Below are 19255 nucleotides of genomic sequence, written 5' to 3' on the forward strand. Positions count from 1 at the left end.
GCGTCCGGTTGGCTTTTTCCTTAGTCAATCCGCGCAAACCGCTCAATCATCGGCTGCTCCCGATGCTCGGCCTGCCACAAGTCGTGGGCACTTTGCATCGACAACCATAACTGCGCAGTACTCACGCCGGCTCGCTCCAACCTGACGGCAAGGTCTGGGCTGACGGGGGCGTGGCCATGCAAGATCCTTGAAAAAGTCTCGCGGGCGAAGCCATGGCGTCTGGCAATTCGGTGATGGTAATACCGAGGGCCGGGACTACATCCTCAAGCAGAATTTCGCCTGGGTGAGGTGGGTTGTGCATGGCTATATGGGGCTTAGTGTTCGGACTCATCATGTTTGCCCTTGGTGGGATTTGGACGAAAAAGGCTAGAGAGGCGAGTCCCGAGCAACAACCTGAAATCCTTGTCGGAATATTCTGTGTGGCGAGCGGGCTTGCCCTAATGCCGTTCAGTTAAGCGAAAGTGATTCACTGTAGGAGCGAGCTTGCTCGCGAAAAACGCCCAGGCAACGCGTTCATTCTCGATAAGCGCGGTGGCCCTGAGTTCTTCGCGAGCAAGCTCGCTCCTACAAAAAGCCTTAACTGAACGGCATTAGGGCTTGCCCCGCGTTGGGCTGCGCAGCAGCCCCAAAACCTGCCAACTCGGTTTACCTGAAGCAACGCATTTATCTTGCTGGGGCTGTTGCGCAGCCCAACGCGGGCGGTGCGACGATTCGACAAGCCCGCTCGCCACAGAAAGCGCTTTGCGCTTGCGAGGTGTGACCAGCCTTCGGATTTTTCCTGCAAGATTTTGGGCCGTGCATGAACTTGTCGCGTGCAGCCCGCGCGCCTAGTCTTCGACCCGTCATCGCAAAAAACGGTGACACGGACGTGCAAGTCCGGTTACATGTCGGCGCACCAACGCCCATAGCCATTCAGCGGGCGTTTTTTATGCCTGCTGTATTTGTTATGGCGGCTGTGCGTGGGAGACCTTTCGGGGTCTGCCGGGGTCCGATATGCCCGGTCTTGCACACCTGCGCACAGCTGCCACCTTAATTCGCGTGCAAGCGGAAAAGGGCAGTCTCCATCACATATCGGAGTTGTAAATCATGGTCAAACCTACACCCAATCCACCCACAAGCCTCTTCACGGTAAACCCCCACCAAAACACCGAAACCCTGCTGGTCAACGCCAGCGAAACGCTGTCCTCCCTCAACGCATTGACCTGCAACCTGGCCTTCGACCTGGACACTTCCCAGCGCGCCATCATGCTCGGGATCCAGCAAATGGCCGAGTTGGGGCAGTTGTTAGTGGATAGAGCGCTGGAACAGGTAAGCCCTTCGCCGGAAAAGGTTCCAAACAGGGGCTGATCATTTCCTTTTGGGATCGCTATCTAACAGACACCACTGAGCAAATGTGGGAGGGGCGGTGCGACGATTCCACTTGCTCCCGATGGCGGTGTATCAGCCTCAGTAACTGTTACTGAACCATCACTATCGGGGTAAGCCCCTCCCACAATCTGTAGAGCTCAATCATCGGCTGCTCCCGATGCTCGGCCTGCCACAAGTCGTAGGCGCTTTACATCGACGGCCATAGCCGTGCGGTAGCCACGCCGGCCCCAAAAAGTCTTACTTTGCTCCTAACCGATGTAAGACGTGGATCGAAAAGTAGTCTGAAGTTTCTGTAAGTTCATTTCCCGAGTTTTGGCTGATTTTTGAGTGCTAGCTTTTGACGCTCAACCCCATCAGCGAAGGATTCGCAAATGGCTGTCCCTCCAATGCCCCCAGGCGTGTCGCTGCAAGACAATATCGCCCTGGCCAACAACCGCAGGATGCATTTGAAGCCTGGTTCGGCGTTCACCTATTCATGGTTTTACTCACAAGTCAGAGGGCGTGGCCCTTGGGATTACAAACAGAAAAGTCGCGAGTACGAGGCGTTTGGTAACTTCAACTATGGGGTTACCGGAACGGTGTTGGGTATCCCCGAAGGTGTGTTGCTTAGAGCGGCAGGTGCTGCGCAAAAATCAGCGGGTACCTCTCGGACGGAATTTGGAGATTGGTGGGGTGATGCGCCATATGGCGATGACCATAGCGACCAGCATTGGATCAAGGAGGGCATCGAATATGCCAGAGCTCAAGGGTATTAAGTGGTCGGTCCAGGTCTTGCTCAACGGGTTGCTGGTGGTGTGTCTCGGGTACTTGGGCGTTGGTTGGTTGATGAGTCCCGGTACACCGGAGTTGGATGAGGTAGTACTCAGGTATTCCTTGAGTAACGGCAACTCTATTTATGGCGTGCGGAATAGTCAGGGTGGTGCGACGGTGGGCTTTTCCTACAGGTACTACGTCCATAAGAATCTGGGTAATGATCACGAAATACTCACGTCATTGGTGTCGGCACATCCATTTCTAAAAACCAAGGAGCCTGATGTCCAAGTGACCCAGGTGGATGGAGTCCTCCACCTCATTGTTCGTGGGGAGGTTTATGAGTACCGCAGCTACCCGCTTGACGCTTTGGGGGCTGTGAGCATCGACATGAGGCTGTAGGCCTGCTGGCTTCGGATTTTTCCTGCAAGATTTTGGGCCGTGCATGAACGTGTCGTGTGCAGCCCGCGCGCCTAGTCTTCGTCCGTCATCGCAAAAAACGGTGACACGGACGTGTTCCCACGCTCCCGCGTGGGAATGCAGCCCGTGACGCTCCGCGTTGCCTATGCGCAGTAGTCGAAATTTGCAGCGTCTGGCGCGACGCGGAGCGTCCCGGGAGACATTCCCACGCAGAGCGTGGGAACGATCACCTCGATCCATTACTCCAGCCGTAATGATCCGTCGCCCAGCTTGATTGATGACCCCCTGAATCACTCCTAAGGTACAGCCCACGACAGCAAACCCGTGGAGCGACCATGACAACAACAATAAACCCCGACTCGCGCTGGACGCGGCGGCGTGACGAGAAGCTGCGGCGGCTCAGGCTGGTCAAAAAAATCGCAGACGGGGCGGTTTTGCCCGGCGACAGGATTGTCGAGGCCCTGGAAGCCCTGATCCTCCCCGGCGACCGCGTGGTGCTGGAGGGCAACAACCAGAAGCAGGCCGACTTCCTCTCGCGCTCCCTGGCCAAGGCCGACCCGGCCAAGCTTCACGATTTGCACATGATCATGCCCAGTGTCGGGCGGTCCGAGCACCTGGACCTGTTTGAAAAGGGCATCGCGCGCAAGCTGGACTTTTCCTTCGCCGGCACCCAATCCCTTCGCATCAGCCAGTTGCTGGAAGACGGTCTGCTGGAAATCGGTGCGATCCACACCTACATCGAACTCTATGCCCGCCTGGTAGTGGACCTGATCCCCAACGTCGTACTTTCCGCCGGTTTCATGGCCGACCGCGCCGGCAATATCTACACCGGCGCCAGCACCGAGGACACCCCCGCGCTGATCGAGCCCGCGGCCTTCAGCGATGGCATCGTCATCGTGCAGGTCAACCAGTTGGTGGATGACGTCACCGACCTGCCCCGTGTCGACATCCCCGCCAGTTGGGTGGATTTCGTGGTGGTGGCCGACAAACCGTTCTACATCGAGCCGCTGTTCACCCGCGACCCCCGCCACATCAAGCCCGTACATGTGCTGATGGCGATGATGGCGATCCGTGGCATCTACGAAAAACACAACGTGCAGTCGCTCAACCACGGTATCGGTTTCAACACCGCTGCCATCGAACTGATCCTGCCCACCTACGGCGAATCCCTGGGCTTGAAGGGCAAGATCTGCCGCAACTGGACCCTCAACCCGCACCCCACCCTGATCCCGGCGATTGAAAGCGGTTGGGTGGAAAGCGTGCATTGCTTCGGCACCGAACTGGGCATGGAAAACTATATCGCCGCCCGGCCGGATGTGTTCTTCACCGGCCGCGATGGCTCGATGCGCTCCAACCGCATGGTTTGCCAACTGGCCGGCCAATACGCGGTGGACCTGTTTATCGGCGCCACCCTGCAAGTCGATGGCGACGGCCATTCCAGCACCGTGACCCGTGGTCGCCTTGCCGGCTTTGGCGGTGCGCCGAACATGGGCCATGACCCGCGTGGCCGTCGCCATGGCACCCCGGCATGGTTGGATATGCGCCACGGCGACGCACCGCAAGCGCTGCTCGAACGCGGCAAGAAACTGGTGGTGCAGATGGTTGAAACCTTCCAGGAGGGCGGTAAACCGACCTTCGTCGACACCCTTGATGCCGTGGAGGTGGCGCGCAAAAGCGGCATGCCCCTGGCGCCGATCATGATCTACGGCGACGACGTCACCCACCTGCTTACCGAAGAAGGCATCGCTTACCTGTACAAGGCGCGCTCTCTGGAAGAACGCCAGGCGATGATCGCCGCCGTCGCCGGGGTCACCGCCATCGGCATGCGCCATAACCCCAAGGACACCGCGCGCCTGCGCCGCGAGGGTTTGATTGCTTTGCCCGAAGACCTCGGCATCCGCCGCACCGACGCCACCCGCGAGTTGCTGGCCGCCAAGAGCGTGGCCGACCTGGTGGAGTGGTCCGGTGGCCTGTACAACCCGCCCGCCAAATTCAGGAGCTGGTAAATGCGCGCCCTCAAACTGCACGAACTCAGCCTCGCGGATCGCCTGGCGGATATGGCCGTCGACGCGCTGATCGACGAAGCCGACCTGTCGCCCAAACCCGCCCTGGTGGACCGTCGCGGCAACGGCGCCCACCACGATTTGCACTTGGGCCTGATGCACGCGTCGGCGTTGTCGTTGTGGCCGATGTTCAAGGCAATGGCCGAGGCGGCGATTGAATTCGGCGAGGTCGGCTTGCCGCTGCGCGAAGCGCTCGGTCGCATCGGTCGCGACGGCGAGCAGGCCATGCTCGCCACCACCGGCGGGGTGAACACCCATCGCGGCGCGATCTGGGCCCTCGGCCTGCTGACCGCATCGGCTGCCCTGGAACCGCGTGCCCTGACGCTCAACGCGGCCAGACTGGCCCTGCTCAACGACCGTTATGCACCTCAACCGATGAGCCACGGCGCCCAGGTCGCGCGACGCTACGGTGCACGCGGTGCCCGTGAAGAAGCGCAACTGGGCTTCCCTGCCGTGACCCAGCGCGGCCTGCCGCAACTGCACCAGAGTCGCCGCCGGAACGCCGGTGAACAGAACGCGCGTCTTGATGCCTTGCTGGCGATCATGACCGAGCTGGCCGACACGTGCGTGCTCTACCGCGCCGGCACCGAAGGCCTGCAAGCCATGCAACACGGCGCCCAAGCGGTGCTCGACGCCGGCGGCAGCGCCACCCTGGCCGGCCGCCGCAGCCTGCACGCACTGGACAACCAACTCCTGGCCCTGAATGCCTCCCCCGGCGGCGCCGCCGACCTGTTGGCCGCCTGCCTGTTTATCGACCGCCTCGACGGAGCGTTGTGATGGAAACCTTATCCTTTGAATTCCCCGCCGGGCAGCCGCCAAAAGGCCGCGCGCTGGTAGGTTGCGTCGGCTCGGGTGACCTGGAAGTGCTGCTGGAGCCGGGCACGGCCGGGCGGTTGACCATTCAGGTGCAGACTTCGGTGAACGGCGCCGAGCAGCGTTGGCTGCACCTGTTCGAGCGGATCTTCCAGGAGCACACGCCACCGGCCCTGAATATTGATATCCACGACTTCGGCGCCACCCCCGGCGTGGTGCGTCTGCGCCTGGAACAGGGTTTCGAGGAGATCGGCCATGACTGACTTGCTCAGCAAATACAGCTTTGTCGAGCTCGGTGCGCGTCAGCGAGCCAAGGCGCTGCTGGATACCGGTACCTTTCGCGAACTGATCGACCCGTTCCAGCGCGTCATGTCGCCCTGGCTTGGCCGCCAAGGCGTCGTGCCGCAGGCCGATGACGGGGTGATCATCGCCAAGGGCAGCATCGGTGGCTTGCCGGTGGTGGTGGCGGCCATCGAAGGCAACTTCCAGGGCGGCAGTCTCGGTGAAGTCGGCGGCGCAAAAATCGCCGGTGCGCTGGAGCTGGCCGCCGAAGACAACCGCAACGGCATCCCTACCCGCGCCGTGCTGCTGCTGGAAACCGGCGGCGTGCGTTTGCAGGAAGCCAACCTGGGCCTGGCCGCGATTGCCGATATCCACGCGGCGATAGTCGACCTGCGCCAGCACCAGCCGGTGATCGGTGTGGTGGCGGGCAGCGTTGGTTGTTTCGGCGGCATGTCCATCGCGGCCGGGCTGTGCAGTTACCTCGTCGTGACCCGCGAGGCACGGCTGGGCCTCAATGGTCCGCAGGTGATCGAGCAGGAAGCCGGCTTGGAAGAATACGACTCCCGCGACCGTCCCTTTATCTGGAGCCTCACGGGTGGTGAACAGCGCTTCAACAGTGGCCTGGCCGACCGTTATGTCGGCGACGATGTGGCGCAGATTCAGCAGACCGTCAGCGCGTTGTTGCAGCAAGGCGTGCCCGCCCAGCAACGCAGTCGCCAGGCTGATTATTACCTCGCACGCTTGGCCGAGTTGGACGCCATACCGCAAATCGACCCGGCGACGGTGCGCGAGCTGTATCAAGGAGAACGCTCATGAGAGGCTTGCAGTGGTTCAACGCATTGACCGCCGGCGCTCCACCTGTAGACGGTTTGCCGGCGTCGCTGAGGGTTGCCGACGCTGTATTGGGTGAGCAAAAGGTGCGCTTTGTCGCCGTGATCACGGACGCGCAAAACCGCTTCCCTCGGGCGCGCAATGGCGAAGTCGGCCTGCTCGAAGGCTGGGGCCTGGCCAAGGCCGTCGATGAGGTTATTGCCCGTGGCGACAAGCGCCCGATCATCGCCATCGTCGATGTGCCCAGCCAAGCCTACGGCCGTCGCGAAGAAGCCCTCGGCATCCATCAGGCCCTGGCCGCCGCCGCCGATGCCTACGCCCGCGCTCGCCTGGCCGGCCACCCGGTAATTGCGCTGCTGGTGGGCAAGGCCATGTCCGGTGCGTTCCTGGCCCACGGTTACCAGGCCAACCGCCTGATCGCCCTGCGTGATCCCGGTGTGATGGTGCACGCGATGGGCAAGGCTTCGGCCGCGCGGGTGACCTTGCGCAGCGTCGAAGAGCTGGAAACCCTAGCCGCCAGCGTGCCGCCCATGGCCTATGACATCGACAGCTATGCCAGCCTCGGTCTGCTGTGGGAGACCTTGTCGGTCAGCCAGATCGAACAGCCCACGGCGGACGATGTGGCGCGGGTCAGTAATTGCCTGGTGAATGCGATCAAGGATGTCGGCAGCACCGATCTGCGCGGGCGCCTGGGCGCGACTAATCGCGCGGCGTCCAGCCATGTTCGCCAACTGCTGCGGGAACAATGGTGAACGCCCACGACTTGCTCTGGGGCATGACCCCGGCGCACCTGCCCGCCGATGCACCGGCCTGGGGGCTGGAGGCGCTCGGCGCCGGCCACCCGGTGGTGGTGCGCCGCGCCATCGCCGCACCGGGTTATGTGGCGGTTGGTGTGCGCGGGCGTTTGCGTGAGCAGCGTTTCGCCACCGAGATGCCGCTGGCGGCGGTGCAGCGGCGAGTGATACCGGAAGCGTTGCGCGGGGTGATCTCGCCGAGGGATTTGCCGGCGTTGCGCGCGCTCGACCAATTGCGGCCGGTGCTGGCGCAGGAAACGTGGGGCGTTGCAGGCAGCGCGGGTTTCGAGTTGGCCAGCGGGATTGAAGCGTTACATGCCCAGAGTGATCTGGATTTGATTCTGCGCACGCCCGAGCCTTTGGCCAGAGGCGATGCTGAAGACATTTTGGCGATTATTGATAGGGCAGAGTGCCCCGTCGATCTGCAACTGCAAACCCCGTTCGGCGCTGTCGCCTTGCGCGAGTGGGCCAGCGGCTCACGCCGTGTGCTGCTGAAAACCGATCGCGGCGCCCACCTCGTGCTCGACCCCTGGCAGGCCGTGGCATGAGCAGCCTCCTGGTGTTTCCGGGGCAGGGGGCGCAGCGACCCGGCATGCTCCAGTCGTTGCCCGAACCTGTACTGGAAGAAGCCAGCGATGCTCTGGGCGAAAACGTGCGCCTGCTCGACTCCGCGCAAGCCCTGGCCAGTACCCGCGCCGTGCAGTTGTGCCTGTTGATCGCAGGTACGGCCCACGCTCGCCTGTTGGCGCGCACCCCGGACTATGTGGCGGGCCTGTCCATCGGCGCCTACCCGGCTGCGGTGATCGCCGGGGCTCTGGATTTTGCCCAGGCAGTAAAACTGGTAAGCCTGCGCGGCGAACTGATGCAAAACGCTTATCCACACGGCTACGGCATGACGGCGATCATCGGCGTGGAGTTATCCACCGTCGAAACACTTCTCGCCGCCATCCACAGCCCCGAAACCCCGGTGTACCTGGCCAATATCAACGCCGATAACCAGAGCGTGATCGCCGGCAGCGACGAAGCCATGAAGCGCGTCGCCGCGCGTATCAAAGGCAACGGCATCGCCAAGCGCCTGGCCGTGAGTGTGCCGTCCCATTGCGCGTTGCTGGCGCAACCGGCCGAGGCCCTGGCCCAGGCATTTGTCCCGCTCAAGGCGCCGCGCATCACCTACCTGAGCAGCACCCGAGCGCGGCCGATTCACAACCCCGAACACCTGCGCGACGATCTGGCCTTCAACATGTGTCGCGTCGTTGACTGGCGCGGCACCGTGCAAAGCGCCTACGAACGCGGTGTGCGCCTGCAAATCGAAGTGCCTCCGGGCGCCGTGCTCACCGGCCTGTCACGCCGCGTGTTCGAGCAAGGCACGGTGATCGCCTGCGAGGGCGCGCGCCTGGATACCTTGCAGGCCCTGCTGGAAGAGGAGGAGCGCCGCCACCGATAAAGCACTACCCAAGGCTGTCGAAGCACAAAAACAACAATGTCGATCGAGCACTTTGAGGACAACAACAATGATTATTTACGGTGTGGCACTGCTGGCGATCTGCACGCTTGCAGGGGTGATCATGGGCGACATGCTTGGCGTGTTGCTGGGCGTCAAATCCAACGTGGGCGGGGTGGGGATCGCCATGATCCTGTTGATCTGTGCCCGCCTGTGGATGCAAAAGCGCGGCGGCATGACCAAGGATTGTGAAATGGGCGTGGGCTTCTGGGGCGCCATGTATATCCCCGTTGTTGTGGCAATGGCCGCGCAGCAGAACGTTGTAACCGCGTTGCACGGCGGGCCGGTGGCGGTGCTCGCCGCCATCGGGTCGGTGGTGGTCTGCGGTTGTACCATTGCCTTGATCAGCCGCACGCATAAAGGCGAACCGTTGCCCGATGAAGAACCGCTGATCGTGCCTGCGGGAGGTCGCTGATATGTGGGATCTCATCGAAAAGGGCCTGGAGCATAACGGCCTGATCACTGCGTTTGCCTTTGTTGGCGTGGTGATGTGGATTTCCGTGGTGCTGTCCAGGCGCTTGACCTTTGGCCGCATCCACGGCTCGGCGATTGCCATTGTGATCGGCCTGGTACTGGCCTGGGTCGGCGGCACGATTACCGGTGGCCAGAAAGGCCTGGCCGACCTGGCGCTGTTTTCTGGCATCGGCCTGATGGGCGGCGCGATGCTGCGTGACTTCGCCATTGTCGCCACGGCGTTTGAAGTGCAGGCCACCGAAGCGCGCAAGGCCGGGATGATCGGCGTGGTTGCGCTGCTGTTGGGCACCGTCCTGCCGTTTATCGTCGGCGCGAGCATGGCCTGGGCATTTGGTTATCGCGATGCGATCAGCATGACCACCATCGGCGCGGGTGCCGTGACCTACATCGTCGGCCCGGTGACCGGCGCGGCGATTGGCGCGACGTCCGATGTGATGGCGCTGTCGATTGCCACCGGCTTGATCAAGGCGATCCTGGTGATGGTCGGCACACCGGTGGCGGCGCGCTGGATGGGCTTGGACAACCCGCGCTCGGCGATGGTCTTCGGTGGCTTGGCCGGCACCGTGAGCGGCGTGACGGCAGGGCTGGCGGCGACGGACCGGCGCTTGGTGCCGTATGGCGCGTTGACAGCGACGTTCCATACCGGGCTTGGGTGCTTGCTCGGGCCTTCGCTGCTGTACTTCATTGTGCGTGGGTTGGTCGGCTGACGATCGTTCCCACGCTCCGCGTGGGAATGCATCCTGTGACGCTCCGCGTCACGCCTTCAAGAGCGGACGCAGAGCGTCCAGGGCTGCGTTACCACGCGGAGCGTGGGAGCGATCATCTCAAGCCTGGCGGTTGGCATACATCCGACACTCCGCCAGCAGCGCCAGTAAATTCGGGTCTCGCTCCTTGGCCTTCAAAAACACCACGCCAATATGCTGCTGCAACCGATACCTGGCTTGCAGCGGTATCAGCTTCACGCGGTTCTCGTACACCGCCGCAATCCTGCCCGGCAGCAGCGCATAACCTACCCCCGAGCTGACCATGCTCAACAGCGTGAAGATGTCATTGACCTGCATCGCCACCTTCGGCTCGAACCCCGCCTGCTTGAACACTCGGTTGCCGTCCTGGTGGGTGGCGAAGCCTTGGGTGAGGGTGATGAAGGTGGCGTCGCGCACGTCGGCCAGGTCGATTTCCTGCTCGCGGTCGAAAGGCGAGTCGGCCGGGGTGGCGAGGAAGATATCGTCGCAGAACAGTTCGATCTGTTCGCAGTCCGGGTCGTTGGCGTGTTCGTCCAGGGAGATGAGGATCGCGTCGACTTCCATGTTCTTGAGCTTATAGAGCAGGTCGAAATTGGAGCCGAGGATCAGGTCGATGTTGAGTTCGCTGCGGCGTATCTTCAGGCCCATGATCAGTTGCGGCACGGTTTTGACCGTCAGCGAATACAGCGAGCCGAGCTTGAAACGTTCGGCGGAGAAACCGGCGGCCTCGCGAGTCAGGCGCACGCTGTCGACCACATCGGCGATCAGTTTCTGTGCGCGCTCTTCGAGAACGTAGGCGCTTTCCAGCGGCGTGAGGTTGCGCCCCTCATGTTTGAACAGCGGGCAGCGCAGGGCGTTTTCCAGTGAATGAATGGCGCGGTGCACGCTGACATTGCTGGTCTGCAGCTCGGCGGCGGCGCGGGCCAGGTTGCCGGTGCGCATGAACGCCAGGAAGATTTCGAGTTTTTTGAGGGTGAATTCTTCGTCGATCAGCATGGCCGTGGCTCTGGTTCGCGTGGGGTCGATTGTGCCCGCAAAAGCGCTCGGCGTCCTCGGAACGTCACACGGCACTTGCACTCTGATGCGCAAGGCCGGAGGCTTGCGGCCAGTCGTCAACGGTTACGGGAGGTCAGTGATTCATGTACCACGGGGAACGATTCAACGCCTGGAGCCATTTGCTCGGTGCCGTCGCGGCGTGTATTGGCGCCGTATGGATGCTGGTGGTAGCCAGTCTGGATGGCAGCCCCTGGAAGATCGTCAGCGTGGCGATTTATGGCTTTACGCTGATGGTGCTGTACAGCGCGTCTACTGTGTATCACAGCGTGCAGGGGCGGCGAAAAGAGATCATGCAGAAGGTCGATCACTTTTCCATCTACCTGCTGATCGCCGGCAGCTACACGCCGTTCTGCCTGGTGACCCTGCGCGGGCCGTGGGGTTGGACGCTGTTCGGGATTGTGTGGGGGCTGGCGGTGATCGGCATCCTGCAGGAGATCAAGCCGCGTTCCGAGGCGCGCATTTTGTCCATCGTCATTTATGCGGTGATGGGCTGGATCGTGCTGGTGGCGGTCAAGCCGCTGATGGCCGCGCTGGGCACGGCGGGGTTTATCTGGCTGGCGGCGGGCGGCGTGCTGTACACCGTCGGCATCATCTTTTTTGCCCTGGAGCATCGCCTGCGGCATTCCCATGGTATCTGGCATTTGTTTGTGATCGGCGGCAGCGTGCTGCATTTCGTGGCGATCATGCATTACGTGCTATAGCCGCTGCAGCATCGCGTCGGCGCGCTGGCCGAAGATCTCCAGCAGCTTGGCCAGCGTGTGCGGTGGCGGCTCATCGGCACGGGTCAGGGCGTAGAGGGTGATCGGCAACGTTGGGGTCAGCGTGCGGATGCAGGTGGTGGCGGTGGAGGCGCCGAGGGCGGTGAAGGGGTCGATTACCGTTAACCCGGCGCCGGACTCGACCATGGCCCGCGCCAGGGCGTAGGTCTGCACCGAGAGAGTCACGCGCGGCGGCGGCGTAACGCTTTCCAGGTAGTTGTCGAGCCTGGCCGACAGTGGGTCGGCGCTGGACAGGCCAATCAGCGGCGCGCCGGCCAGGTCGTTCAGGGCCAATGGCGTGCTCAGAGCCTCTTCGGGCCAATAGCCCTTGGACGCCAACGCCACCAGCACACCATTGGCCAGCTCTTGGGTGGTCAAGCCTGGATGGCCGGAGAAGTTGAGGGTCAATGCGAGGTCGATCTCGCGCATCAACAGCTTGTGCACCAGCTCGCGGCTATGGTCGCTGGACAGCTCGCAGGCCATGTCCGGGTAATCGCGGGTCCATTCCAGGATTGCCGGCGGCAGCAGCGACAAGGCCAGCGCGGGGATCGCGCCGATGCGCACGCTGTGTCCCGGTGCGCGGCGCAGGCTCTTGGCCAGGCGCCGCACGGCTTGCAGGCTGTCGGTGACTTTATCGACTTCGCGCTCCAGCGCCAGCGCTTCCGGCGTGGGCTGCAACTTGCCGCGCACCCGCAGAAACAACGGGAAACCCAACTGCAACTCGGCGTGCTGCAGCACCTTGGTCACTGCCGGTTGTGACACGTGCAACAACTGCGCGGCAGCGCTGACGGAGCCGGTCTGGCGGATGGCCTGGAAGATCTCGATATGACGCAAGCGCATGGCATGTCCATAACCTTTGTTTATAGGCGGCCTATCTTTATTCATTGTCGGTGACGTGTCACCTGCCCCTACGCTGAGCGCTCTTAATCAGGACAGGGGACAAGCATGGCCAGGCAGGTTTGCATTATCGGCGGCGGAGTGATTGGCCTGACCAGTGCCTACGCACTGGTGCGCGCCGGTCATGACGTCACGGTGATCGACGCACGTGAGCGTTTGGGCAGCGAAACCAGCTATGCCAACGGCGGGCAACTGTCTTACCGCTACGTCGCGCCGCTGGCCGATGCCGGTGTGCCGTTGCAGGCGCTCGGGTGGCTGCTGCGCGGCGACTCGCCGTTGAAACTGCGCCCGCGTCTGGACCCCCGACAATGGCGCTGGATGGCGGCGTTTATCGGCGCCTGCCGAGGCTCGGTGAACAAGCGCAATGCCGCGCACCTGCTGCGTCTGGCGGCCCTGAGTCAAAACACTTTGCAGCAATGGCGCGTCGATGATCGCTTTGACGGCTTCGACTGGCGGCGCAACGGCAAGCTGGTGATGTTCCGCAATGCGGCTACCTTCGAGCATGCGCGCAGCAAAGTCACCGATATCCTGCAGCAGCAGGTGCTGTCGGCGCTGGACTGCGCGCGCCTGGAGCCGACGCTGGAGGCGGGCGGTTTTGTCGGCGGTATTTACACGCCAAACGAGGAAGTCGCCGATTGCCATGCGTTCTGCCAGCGTTTGGCGGCGCGCCTGGAGGCGTCGGGGCGTTGCACATTTATATTGGGGCGCAAGGTCACCGGTATTCGTCATGCCGAGGGTGCGGTGCAGGCGCTGGAGCTGGGCGAGGAGGTCATGCCGGTGGAGCACCTGGTGCTGGCTGCCGGGCACCGCAGCGCTGAATTGGCCTTGCCTGGCGTGTCGCTGCCGCTGTATCCGCTCAAGGGCTACAGCCTGAGCGTGCCGATTGGCGAGCAGCATCGCGCTCCGAACGTGAGCATCACCGACTACGACCGCAAGGTGGTCTATGCCCGCATCGGCGAACAACTGCGAGTGGCGGCCATGGTGGATATTGTCGGTTTCGACGCCAGCCTTGAGCCTAAGCGTCTGGCGCTGATGAAACGCCAGGCGACCGAGACATTTCCTACAGCTGGTGACTATGCCCATGCGCTGGAATGGGCCGGCATGCGCCCGGCCACGCCGACCGGTGTGCCGCTGATCGGCGCGAGTGTTTACCGCAACCTGTGGCTCAACCTGGGCCACGGCGCTCTCGGGTTTACCCTGGCCTGCGGCAGCGGCCAATTGCTCGCCGAACTGATCGGCCAGCAGCAACCTTCCATCGATATGCAGGGCCTGTCGCCCCGCGCCGCATGAGGACGCTTCCATGACCCTTCATCGAATCAACACCACCGAACGCCTCAGCGGCGCCGTGACCTTCAATGAGCTGGTATTCCTGTCGGGCCAGGTGCCGGGCGACGGTCAGGATGTGGCCACCCAGACCCGCGAAGTGCTGGCGAAAGTCGACGCGCTGCTGGCCCAGGCCGGCAGTGACAGAGACCACCTGCTCAATGCGACCATCTATCTCAAGGACATCGACAGCGGGTTTGCGCCGATGAACGAAGTGTGGTCCGCGTGGCTGTCGCCGGGGATGGCGCCCAGCCGTACGACCCTGCAAGCACAGCTGGCTCGGCCGAGCGTGTTGGTGGAAATCAGTGTGATTGCTGTACGTACATAACCAAACAACCAACGGAGCATAACAATGAAAAAAATCCTGTTGACCGGCTGCGCAGTGGGGCTGTTGTGGGGCGCGCAGGCCGTGGCGAACGAAGCGGCCTTGAGCGGTACGCTGAGCAAGATCGCCAACGCCAAGTCGATTACCTTAGGGTATCGCGACGCCTCGGTGCCGTTTTCGTACGTGGGCGATCACAGCGGCAAACCCATGGGCTATTCGGTGGACCTGGCAAACAAGATCGTCGAACGCATCCAGCAGAAAACCGGGGTGCCCACCCTCAACGTCAAATACAACTTGGTGACCTCCCAGACCCGTATCCCGCTGGTGCAGAACGGCACCGTCGACCTGGAATGCGGCTCCACCGGCGTGACTGCCGAACGGCAGAAACAGGTGGCATTTTCCTACGGGTTTATCTATGTGAAAGGCCAGTTGTTGACGGCTAAAGACAGCGGCATCAACGGCTTCGCCGATCTGGCGGGCAAGAATGTGGTGACCACCGCGGGTACCACCAACGAGCGTTTCCTTAAAAGCTACAACGCCGAGCACAAGGCCAATATGTTTGTGATCAGCGCCAAGGACCATGGCGAAGCGTTCAAGATGCTGGAGACCGGTCGTGCGGCGGCGTTCTATATGGACGATGCATTGCTCTACGGCGAACGTGCCAAGGCCCGCGACCCGCACAACTGGGTGGTGGTGGGCGAGGAACAGTCGCGGGAGATCTACAGCTGCATGGTGCGCAAGGAGGACCCGCAGTTTCTGGCGGTGGTCAACGAGACCCTCGGTGACCTGTACCGCAGCGGGGAAATCAACGGGATTTACCAGCGCTGGTTTGAACAGCCGATTCCGCCCAAGGGCTTGAACCTTGAGTTCCCGATGACCAGCGAGTTGAAGGCGATCATTGCCAAGCCGGTCAGCGACCCGGTGGAGTGATGTGCTGATGTGGTAACCCAATCTAACTGTGGGAGCTGGCTTGCCTGCGATAGCATCACCCAAGTGTTACTGAAAGACCGAGGTGACTGCATCGCGGGCAAGCCCGGCTCCCACACAAGCCCGCTCCCACAGTTTTGATTGGGTTTGCAAAGTAAGGGCGTTAGAAGTCGCCCCAGAGTTGTTGGGCCACGGCCAATGCAACGACGGGCGCGGTTTCGGTACGCAACACCCGCGGCCCAAGGCGGGCGGCGTGGTAGCCGGCGGCTTGGGCTGTTTCGACTTCATTGTCGGTCAGCCCACCTTCTGGCCCGATCAAAAACGCCAGGCTCGACGGCTTGGCATGGCTGACCATCGGCTCGGCCACCGGGTGCAGCACCAACTTCAAATCCGCCTCGGTCTGCTTGAGCCAATCGGCCAGCAGCAGCGGCGGGTGGATCACCGGCACCGTCGAACGCCCACATTGCTCGCACGCGCTGATCGCCACCTGGCGCCAGTGCAGCAGGCGTTTATCGGCGCGTTCGTCCTTGAGGCGCACTTCGCAGCGGTCGCTGAAGATCGGCGTGATGGCGTTGACCCCCAGTTCAGTGGCTTTCTGAATCGCCCAATCCATGCGCTCGCCCCGGGACAGCCCCTGGCCGAGGTGGATGTGCAGCGGCGATTCGGTCTGGCCGGCGAAGCGTTGCGTGAGTTGCACGGTGACGCGTTTCTTACCGACCTCCAGCAACGCGCCGCGAAACTCCTGACCGGAACCGTCGAACAGTTGCACGGCATCGCCTTCACCCATGCGCAGTACGCGGCTGATGTAATGCGCCTGGGCTTCGGGCAGTTCAACCTCGCCGAGGCTCAGCGGGGTGTCGGTGAAAAAGCGGGACAGTCTCATGTCTGTTCTCTGGAAAAAGGGTGTGCAGAGCGGACGCGGAGCGTCCAGGGCTGCATTCCCACGCAGAGCGTGGGAACGATCATGGGGTGGTTTAGCCCGGATCGCGGAAGCCGGGGTGGAAATCTTTCGGCACCGCCACGCTGACATTGCTGTTGGTGGCGATGTCGATGCCTTCGCTGGCAACCTCGGCGAGGAAGTCGATCTGCTCCGGCGTGATCACATAGGGCGGCAGGAAATACACTACGCTGCCCAACGGCCGCAACAATGCGCCGCGCTCCAGCGCGTGTTCGAACACCTTGAGGCCACGGCGTTCCTGCCATGGGTAGGCGGTCTTGGTGGCCTTGTCCTGGACCATCTCGATGGCCAGCACCATGCCAGTCTGACGTACTTCCGACACATGCGGATGGTCGACCAGGTGCGCCGTCGCCGTGGCCATGCGCTGGGCCAGGGCCTTGTTGTTCTCGATAACGTTGTCTTCTTCGAAAATATCCAGGGTCGCCAAAGCCGCCGCGCACGCCAGCGGGTTGCCGGTGTAGCTGTGGGAATGCAGGAAGGCGCGCAGGGTCGGGTAGTCGTCGTAGAACGCGTCGTAGACATCATCGGTGGTGACCACCGCCGCCAGCGGCAGGTACCCCCCCGTCAGGGCTTTGGAGAGACACAGGAAGTCCGGACGGATGCCGGCCTGCTCACAGGCGAACATGCTGCCGGTGCGGCCGAAGCCCACCGCAATTTCATCGTGGATCAGGTGCACGCCGTAGCGGTCGCAGGCTTCGCGCAGCAGTTTGAGGTACACCGGGTGGTACATGCGCATGCCGCCGGCGCCCTGGATCAGCGGTTCGACGATCACCGCGGCGACCGTGGCATGGTGTTCGGCCAGGGTCTGCTCCATGGCCAGGAACATGGCGCGTGAATGTTCTTCCCAGCTCATGCCTTCGGGACGCAGATAGCAATCGGGGCTCGGTACTTTGATGGTGTCGAGCAGCAGCGCCTTGTAGGTTTCGGTGAACAGCGGCACATCGCCCACCGACATCGCGGCGATGGTCTCGCCGTGGTAGCTGTTGGTCAGGGTGACGAAGCGCTTTTTGTCCGGCAGGCCGCGGTTGAGCCAATAGTGGAAGCTCATCTTCAGCGCGACTTCGATGCATGACGAACCGTTATCGGCGTAGAAGCAGCGGGTCAGGCCTTCGGGCGTCATCGCCACCAGGCGTTCGGACAACTCGATGACCGGCTGGTGGCTGAAGCCGGCAAGGATCACATGTTCGAGTTGATCGACCTGGTCCTTGATGCGCTGGTTGATGCGCGGGTTGGCATGCCCGAATACATTGACCCACCAGGAGCTGACGGCGTCGAGGTAGCGCTTGCCTTCGAAGTCCTCCAGCCACACGCCTTCGCCACGCTTGATGGGGATCAGCGGCAGTTGCTGGTGGTCTTTCATCTGGGTGCAGGGATGCCACAGCACCGCGAGGTCGCGTTGCATCCACTGGTTGTTCAGGCCCATCGTGTCTCTCCTCGAAGCGGTCCTGCGACCGGCGCAGGCGAAACAATCGCGCAAGCCTATGCAAAGCAGGGCGGCGTCACAACCCATGGCGTGTTAATTGGCAGTAAACACAGGACGGACTGTCACGTTTCTCAGGAATAGTCCTTAATCCTTGGTTAACTTATCGTGCCTAGGCTCTTGATCGCATTTCTCGATATTTCAAAGCGAAATTTTCCGCTTTAATTCGATAGTTAACAGGCTAGTCTTGGGCGCAGCTCTTACGGGATTAAGTACATGCAGCTACGTAACTCACCGGCCCGGTATGGCTGGGTCAGTATGGTTTTGCACTGGGGCGTGGCCCTGGTGGTGTTTGGCCTGTTTGCCCTGGGCCTGTGGATGGTTGGACTCGATTATTACAGCGCCTGGCGCAAAGATGCGCCGGACCTGCACAAGAGCATCGGCATCACGCTGTTTGCGGTGATGCTGGTGCGGATCGTCTGGCGCCTGATCAGCCCGCCGCCACCGCCGCTGGCCAGCTACAGCCGCCTGACCCGCATCGGTGCCGCGTTTGGCCATATGTTCCTGTACGTCGGCCTGTTTGCGGTGATGATTGCCGGTTACCTGATTTCCACCGCAGACGGTGTCGGTATTCCGGTGTTTGGGCTGTTTGAAATTCCTGCATTGGTTTCCGGTCTACCGGACCAGGCAGACAACGCCGGCCTGGTGCACCTGTACCTGGCCTGGGTGGTGGTGGTCTTCGCCGGCCTGCATGGCGTGGCTGCGTTGAAACACCACTTTATCGATCGTGATGCGACCCTTACGCGAATGCTGGGGCGCAAAGCCTGATGTTCAACCTCGACTCACAAGGAATAGAAAGCATGTTGAAAAAGACACTCGCTGCTCTGGCAATCGGTACTGCTCTGCTGTCCGCTGGCCAGGTCATGGCTGCTGACTACAAGATCGACAAGGAAGGCCAGCATGCCTTCATCGACTGGAAAATCAGCCACCTGGGCTACAGCTTCATCCACGGTACTTTCAAGGACTGGGATGGCACGTTCAGCTGGGATTCGGCCAAGCCTGAAGCCAGCAAAATCGCAGTCGACGTGAAAACCGCCAGCCTGTGGTCCAACCACGCCGAGCGTGACAAGCACATCGCCAGCAAGGACTTCCTCGACGTTGCCAAGTTTGCCGACGCCAAGTTCGTGTCCACCGCCGTTAAATCCACCGGCGACAAAACCGCTGACGTAACCGGTGACCTGACCTTGCACGGCGTGACCAAGCCGGTGACCTTCAAGGCCACGTTCAACGGTGAAGGCAAAGACCCGTGGGGCGGCGAGCGCGCTGGCTTCAACGCCAAGACCACGCTGAACCTGAACGACTTCGGCATCAAAGGCCCAGGCCCGTCTTCCCAGACCCTGGACCTGGACATCTCGCTGGAAGGTGTGAAGCAGAAGTAATGGTGCGGGTTTAAGAAAAACCGGATCTCAGGGTCCGGTTTGCTGGGTGCAAAAAAATGGTTCTTCACGGAATCCCGGGAAACATAGAAACAAGAACGCCGATTTGATGGATG

At 61.9% G+C, this 19255-nt stretch carries 22 protein-coding genes and 1 pseudogene; 18 read left to right on the forward strand and 5 right to left on the reverse strand.

From position 1 onward, the window contains the following. Positions 1–20: 20 nt before the first annotated feature. Positions 21–307 (reverse strand): annotated as a pseudogene (locus QRN10_RS13425) (HigA family addiction module antitoxin). Between the two features lie 779 nt (positions 308–1086). Here QRN10_RS13425 and QRN10_RS13430 point away from each other — a divergent pair. From QRN10_RS13430 to madM, 12 genes are all read left to right on the forward strand, one after another. Next, entirely contained in the window at positions 1087–1347 is a 261-nt protein-coding gene (locus QRN10_RS13430; protein ID WP_253509698.1) for a DUF6124 family protein, read from the forward strand. 392 nt (positions 1348–1739) lie between these two features. Next, a complete protein-coding gene (locus QRN10_RS13435; RefSeq protein ID WP_253509697.1) occupies positions 1740–2123 on the forward strand; it encodes a polymorphic toxin type 44 domain-containing protein in 384 nt (127 codons plus the stop codon). Then, positions 2101–2520: a hypothetical protein gene (locus tag QRN10_RS13440; protein WP_266247251.1), complete on the forward strand. Its 420-nt coding sequence runs from the start codon at positions 2101–2103 to the stop codon at positions 2518–2520. Before QRN10_RS13435 ends, QRN10_RS13440 begins: the two co-directional genes overlap by 23 nt. A gap of 353 nt (positions 2521–2873) precedes the next feature. Continuing rightward, on the forward strand, positions 2874–4544 hold the full coding sequence (gene mdcA, locus QRN10_RS13445; protein ID WP_285428532.1) for a malonate decarboxylase subunit alpha: 1671 nt from the start codon (positions 2874–2876) through the stop codon (positions 4542–4544). Continuing rightward, positions 4545–5378, forward strand: a complete 834-nt coding sequence (locus tag QRN10_RS13450) for a triphosphoribosyl-dephospho-CoA synthase (RefSeq protein ID WP_285428533.1) — start codon at positions 4545–4547, stop codon at positions 5376–5378. It begins immediately after the preceding gene. Beyond that, entirely contained in the window at positions 5378–5677 is a 300-nt protein-coding gene (locus tag QRN10_RS13455) for a malonate decarboxylase subunit delta (RefSeq protein ID WP_285428534.1), read from the forward strand. The genes QRN10_RS13450 and QRN10_RS13455 overlap by 1 nt, the downstream gene beginning before the upstream one ends. Continuing rightward, the gene (locus tag QRN10_RS13460) at positions 5670–6512 is read left to right on the forward strand and encodes a biotin-independent malonate decarboxylase subunit beta (RefSeq protein ID WP_285428535.1); all 843 of its coding nucleotides are present in this window, start codon (positions 5670–5672) and stop codon (positions 6510–6512) included. The genes QRN10_RS13455 and QRN10_RS13460 overlap by 8 nt, the downstream gene beginning before the upstream one ends. Then, positions 6509–7279 carry a biotin-independent malonate decarboxylase subunit gamma gene (gene mdcE / locus QRN10_RS13465; RefSeq protein WP_285428536.1) on the forward strand — a complete coding sequence of 257 codons (771 nt, stop codon included), beginning with the start codon at positions 6509–6511 and terminating at the stop codon, positions 7277–7279. The genes QRN10_RS13460 and mdcE overlap by 4 nt, the downstream gene beginning before the upstream one ends. Further along, positions 7273–7869, forward strand: coding sequence for a malonate decarboxylase holo-ACP synthase (locus QRN10_RS13470; protein WP_266247247.1), 597 nt, complete (start codon positions 7273–7275; stop codon positions 7867–7869). The genes mdcE and QRN10_RS13470 overlap by 7 nt, the downstream gene beginning before the upstream one ends. Then, positions 7866–8765, forward strand: coding sequence for a malonate decarboxylase subunit epsilon (gene mdcH / locus QRN10_RS13475; RefSeq protein ID WP_253509689.1), 900 nt, complete (start codon positions 7866–7868; stop codon positions 8763–8765). Before QRN10_RS13470 ends, mdcH begins: the two co-directional genes overlap by 4 nt. Positions 8766–8832: 67 nt before the next feature. Next, entirely contained in the window at positions 8833–9237 is a 405-nt protein-coding gene (gene madL, locus QRN10_RS13480) for a malonate transporter subunit MadL (protein ID WP_061434475.1), read from the forward strand. 1 nt (position 9238) lies between these two features. Continuing rightward, the gene (gene madM, locus QRN10_RS13485; protein ID WP_181076572.1) at positions 9239–10003 is read left to right on the forward strand and encodes a malonate transporter subunit MadM; all 765 of its coding nucleotides are present in this window, start codon (positions 9239–9241) and stop codon (positions 10001–10003) included. A 117-nt stretch (positions 10004–10120) separates the two neighbouring features. Here madM and QRN10_RS13490 read toward each other — a convergent pair whose 3' ends face one another. Further along, positions 10121–11035 carry a LysR family transcriptional regulator gene (locus QRN10_RS13490; protein WP_181080654.1) on the reverse strand — a complete coding sequence of 305 codons (915 nt, stop codon included), beginning with the start codon at positions 11033–11035 and terminating at the stop codon, positions 10121–10123. 143 nt (positions 11036–11178) lie between these two features. Here QRN10_RS13490 and trhA point away from each other — a divergent pair, with 143 nt between their 5' ends. After that, positions 11179–11796 carry a PAQR family membrane homeostasis protein TrhA gene (gene trhA / locus QRN10_RS13495; RefSeq protein ID WP_034101246.1) on the forward strand — a complete coding sequence of 206 codons (618 nt, stop codon included), beginning with the start codon at positions 11179–11181 and terminating at the stop codon, positions 11794–11796. Here trhA and QRN10_RS13500 read toward each other — a convergent pair. Beyond that, positions 11791–12693, reverse strand: a complete 903-nt coding sequence (locus QRN10_RS13500; RefSeq protein WP_285428538.1) for a LysR family transcriptional regulator — start codon at positions 12691–12693, stop codon at positions 11791–11793. The two genes, trhA and QRN10_RS13500, sit on opposite strands and share 6 nt — an antisense overlap. A 105-nt stretch (positions 12694–12798) precedes the next feature. Here QRN10_RS13500 and QRN10_RS13505 point away from each other — a divergent pair, with 105 nt between their 5' ends. Genes QRN10_RS13505 through QRN10_RS13515 form a run of 3 tightly spaced genes read left to right on the forward strand, consistent with a single transcriptional unit; the run spans position 12799 to position 15328 of the window. Then, complete coding sequence (locus QRN10_RS13505) at positions 12799–14040, forward strand: D-amino acid dehydrogenase (protein ID WP_285428539.1); 1242 nt, start codon at positions 12799–12801, stop codon at positions 14038–14040. A gap of 10 nt (positions 14041–14050) precedes the next feature. Then, on the forward strand, positions 14051–14401 hold the full coding sequence (locus QRN10_RS13510; protein ID WP_253509684.1) for a RidA family protein: 351 nt from the start codon (positions 14051–14053) through the stop codon (positions 14399–14401). A 24-nt stretch (positions 14402–14425) separates the two neighbouring features. Continuing rightward, the gene (locus tag QRN10_RS13515) at positions 14426–15328 is read left to right on the forward strand and encodes a transporter substrate-binding domain-containing protein (protein ID WP_253509683.1); all 903 of its coding nucleotides are present in this window, start codon (positions 14426–14428) and stop codon (positions 15326–15328) included. Positions 15329–15488: 160 nt separating this feature from the next. On the opposite strand, the gene QRN10_RS13520 is transcribed toward QRN10_RS13515, so the two are convergent. Both QRN10_RS13520 and QRN10_RS13525 read right to left on the reverse strand, forming a co-directional pair. Continuing rightward, positions 15489–16208, reverse strand: a complete 720-nt coding sequence (locus QRN10_RS13520) for a 16S rRNA (uracil(1498)-N(3))-methyltransferase (protein WP_253509682.1) — start codon at positions 16206–16208, stop codon at positions 15489–15491. Positions 16209–16299: 91 nt separating this feature from the next. Further along, positions 16300–17706, reverse strand: coding sequence for an adenosylmethionine--8-amino-7-oxononanoate transaminase (locus QRN10_RS13525; protein WP_181080663.1), 1407 nt, complete (start codon positions 17704–17706; stop codon positions 16300–16302). Between the two features lie 273 nt (positions 17707–17979). Between QRN10_RS13525 and QRN10_RS13530 the strand changes: the two genes are divergently transcribed. Together QRN10_RS13530 and QRN10_RS13535 are read left to right on the forward strand one after the other, a co-directional pair. Then, on the forward strand, positions 17980–18531 hold the full coding sequence (locus QRN10_RS13530) for a cytochrome b (protein ID WP_181080664.1): 552 nt from the start codon (positions 17980–17982) through the stop codon (positions 18529–18531). 32 nt (positions 18532–18563) lie between these two features. Then, the gene (locus QRN10_RS13535) at positions 18564–19142 is read left to right on the forward strand and encodes a YceI family protein (protein WP_034101238.1); all 579 of its coding nucleotides are present in this window, start codon (positions 18564–18566) and stop codon (positions 19140–19142) included. Positions 19143–19255 lie beyond the last annotated feature (113 nt).

Source organism: Pseudomonas sp. lyk4-R2A-8 (assembly GCF_030209095.1).
Lineage (GTDB): Bacteria > Pseudomonadota > Gammaproteobacteria > Pseudomonadales > Pseudomonadaceae > Aquipseudomonas > Aquipseudomonas quebecensis.

Coding starts and splice junctions, on each gene's coding strand:
- trhA (WP_034101246.1), top strand. CDS start 11,179: ATGTACCACGGGGAACGATTCAACGCCTGGAGCCATTTGCTCGGTGCC.
- mdcH (WP_253509689.1), top strand. CDS start 7,866: ATGAGCAGCCTCCTGGTGTTTCCGGGGCAGGGGGCGCAGCGACCCGGC.
- QRN10_RS13435 (WP_253509697.1), top strand. CDS start 1,740: ATGGCTGTCCCTCCAATGCCCCCAGGCGTGTCGCTGCAAGACAATATC.
- QRN10_RS13460 (WP_285428535.1), top strand. CDS start 5,670: ATGACTGACTTGCTCAGCAAATACAGCTTTGTCGAGCTCGGTGCGCGT.
- QRN10_RS13455 (WP_285428534.1), top strand. CDS start 5,378: ATGGAAACCTTATCCTTTGAATTCCCCGCCGGGCAGCCGCCAAAAGGC.
- madM (WP_181076572.1), top strand. CDS start 9,239: ATGTGGGATCTCATCGAAAAGGGCCTGGAGCATAACGGCCTGATCACT.
- mdcE (WP_285428536.1), top strand. CDS start 6,509: ATGAGAGGCTTGCAGTGGTTCAACGCATTGACCGCCGGCGCTCCACCT.
- QRN10_RS13505 (WP_285428539.1), top strand. CDS start 12,799: ATGGCCAGGCAGGTTTGCATTATCGGCGGCGGAGTGATTGGCCTGACC.
- QRN10_RS13450 (WP_285428533.1), top strand. CDS start 4,545: ATGCGCGCCCTCAAACTGCACGAACTCAGCCTCGCGGATCGCCTGGCG.
- QRN10_RS13430 (WP_253509698.1), top strand. CDS start 1,087: ATGGTCAAACCTACACCCAATCCACCCACAAGCCTCTTCACGGTAAAC.
- QRN10_RS13530 (WP_181080664.1), top strand. CDS start 17,980: ATGCAGCTACGTAACTCACCGGCCCGGTATGGCTGGGTCAGTATGGTT.
- QRN10_RS13535 (WP_034101238.1), top strand. CDS start 18,564: ATGTTGAAAAAGACACTCGCTGCTCTGGCAATCGGTACTGCTCTGCTG.
- mdcA (WP_285428532.1), top strand. CDS start 2,874: ATGACAACAACAATAAACCCCGACTCGCGCTGGACGCGGCGGCGTGAC.
- madL (WP_061434475.1), top strand. CDS start 8,833: ATGATTATTTACGGTGTGGCACTGCTGGCGATCTGCACGCTTGCAGGG.
- QRN10_RS13500 (WP_285428538.1), bottom strand. CDS start 12,693: ATGCGCTTGCGTCATATCGAGATCTTCCAGGCCATCCGCCAGACCGGC.
- QRN10_RS13510 (WP_253509684.1), top strand. CDS start 14,051: ATGACCCTTCATCGAATCAACACCACCGAACGCCTCAGCGGCGCCGTG.
- QRN10_RS13525 (WP_181080663.1), bottom strand. CDS start 17,706: ATGGGCCTGAACAACCAGTGGATGCAACGCGACCTCGCGGTGCTGTGG.
- QRN10_RS13490 (WP_181080654.1), bottom strand. CDS start 11,035: ATGCTGATCGACGAAGAATTCACCCTCAAAAAACTCGAAATCTTCCTG.
- QRN10_RS13520 (WP_253509682.1), bottom strand. CDS start 16,208: ATGAGACTGTCCCGCTTTTTCACCGACACCCCGCTGAGCCTCGGCGAG.
- QRN10_RS13515 (WP_253509683.1), top strand. CDS start 14,426: ATGAAAAAAATCCTGTTGACCGGCTGCGCAGTGGGGCTGTTGTGGGGC.
- QRN10_RS13440 (WP_266247251.1), top strand. CDS start 2,101: ATGCCAGAGCTCAAGGGTATTAAGTGGTCGGTCCAGGTCTTGCTCAAC.
- QRN10_RS13470 (WP_266247247.1), top strand. CDS start 7,273: ATGGTGAACGCCCACGACTTGCTCTGGGGCATGACCCCGGCGCACCTG.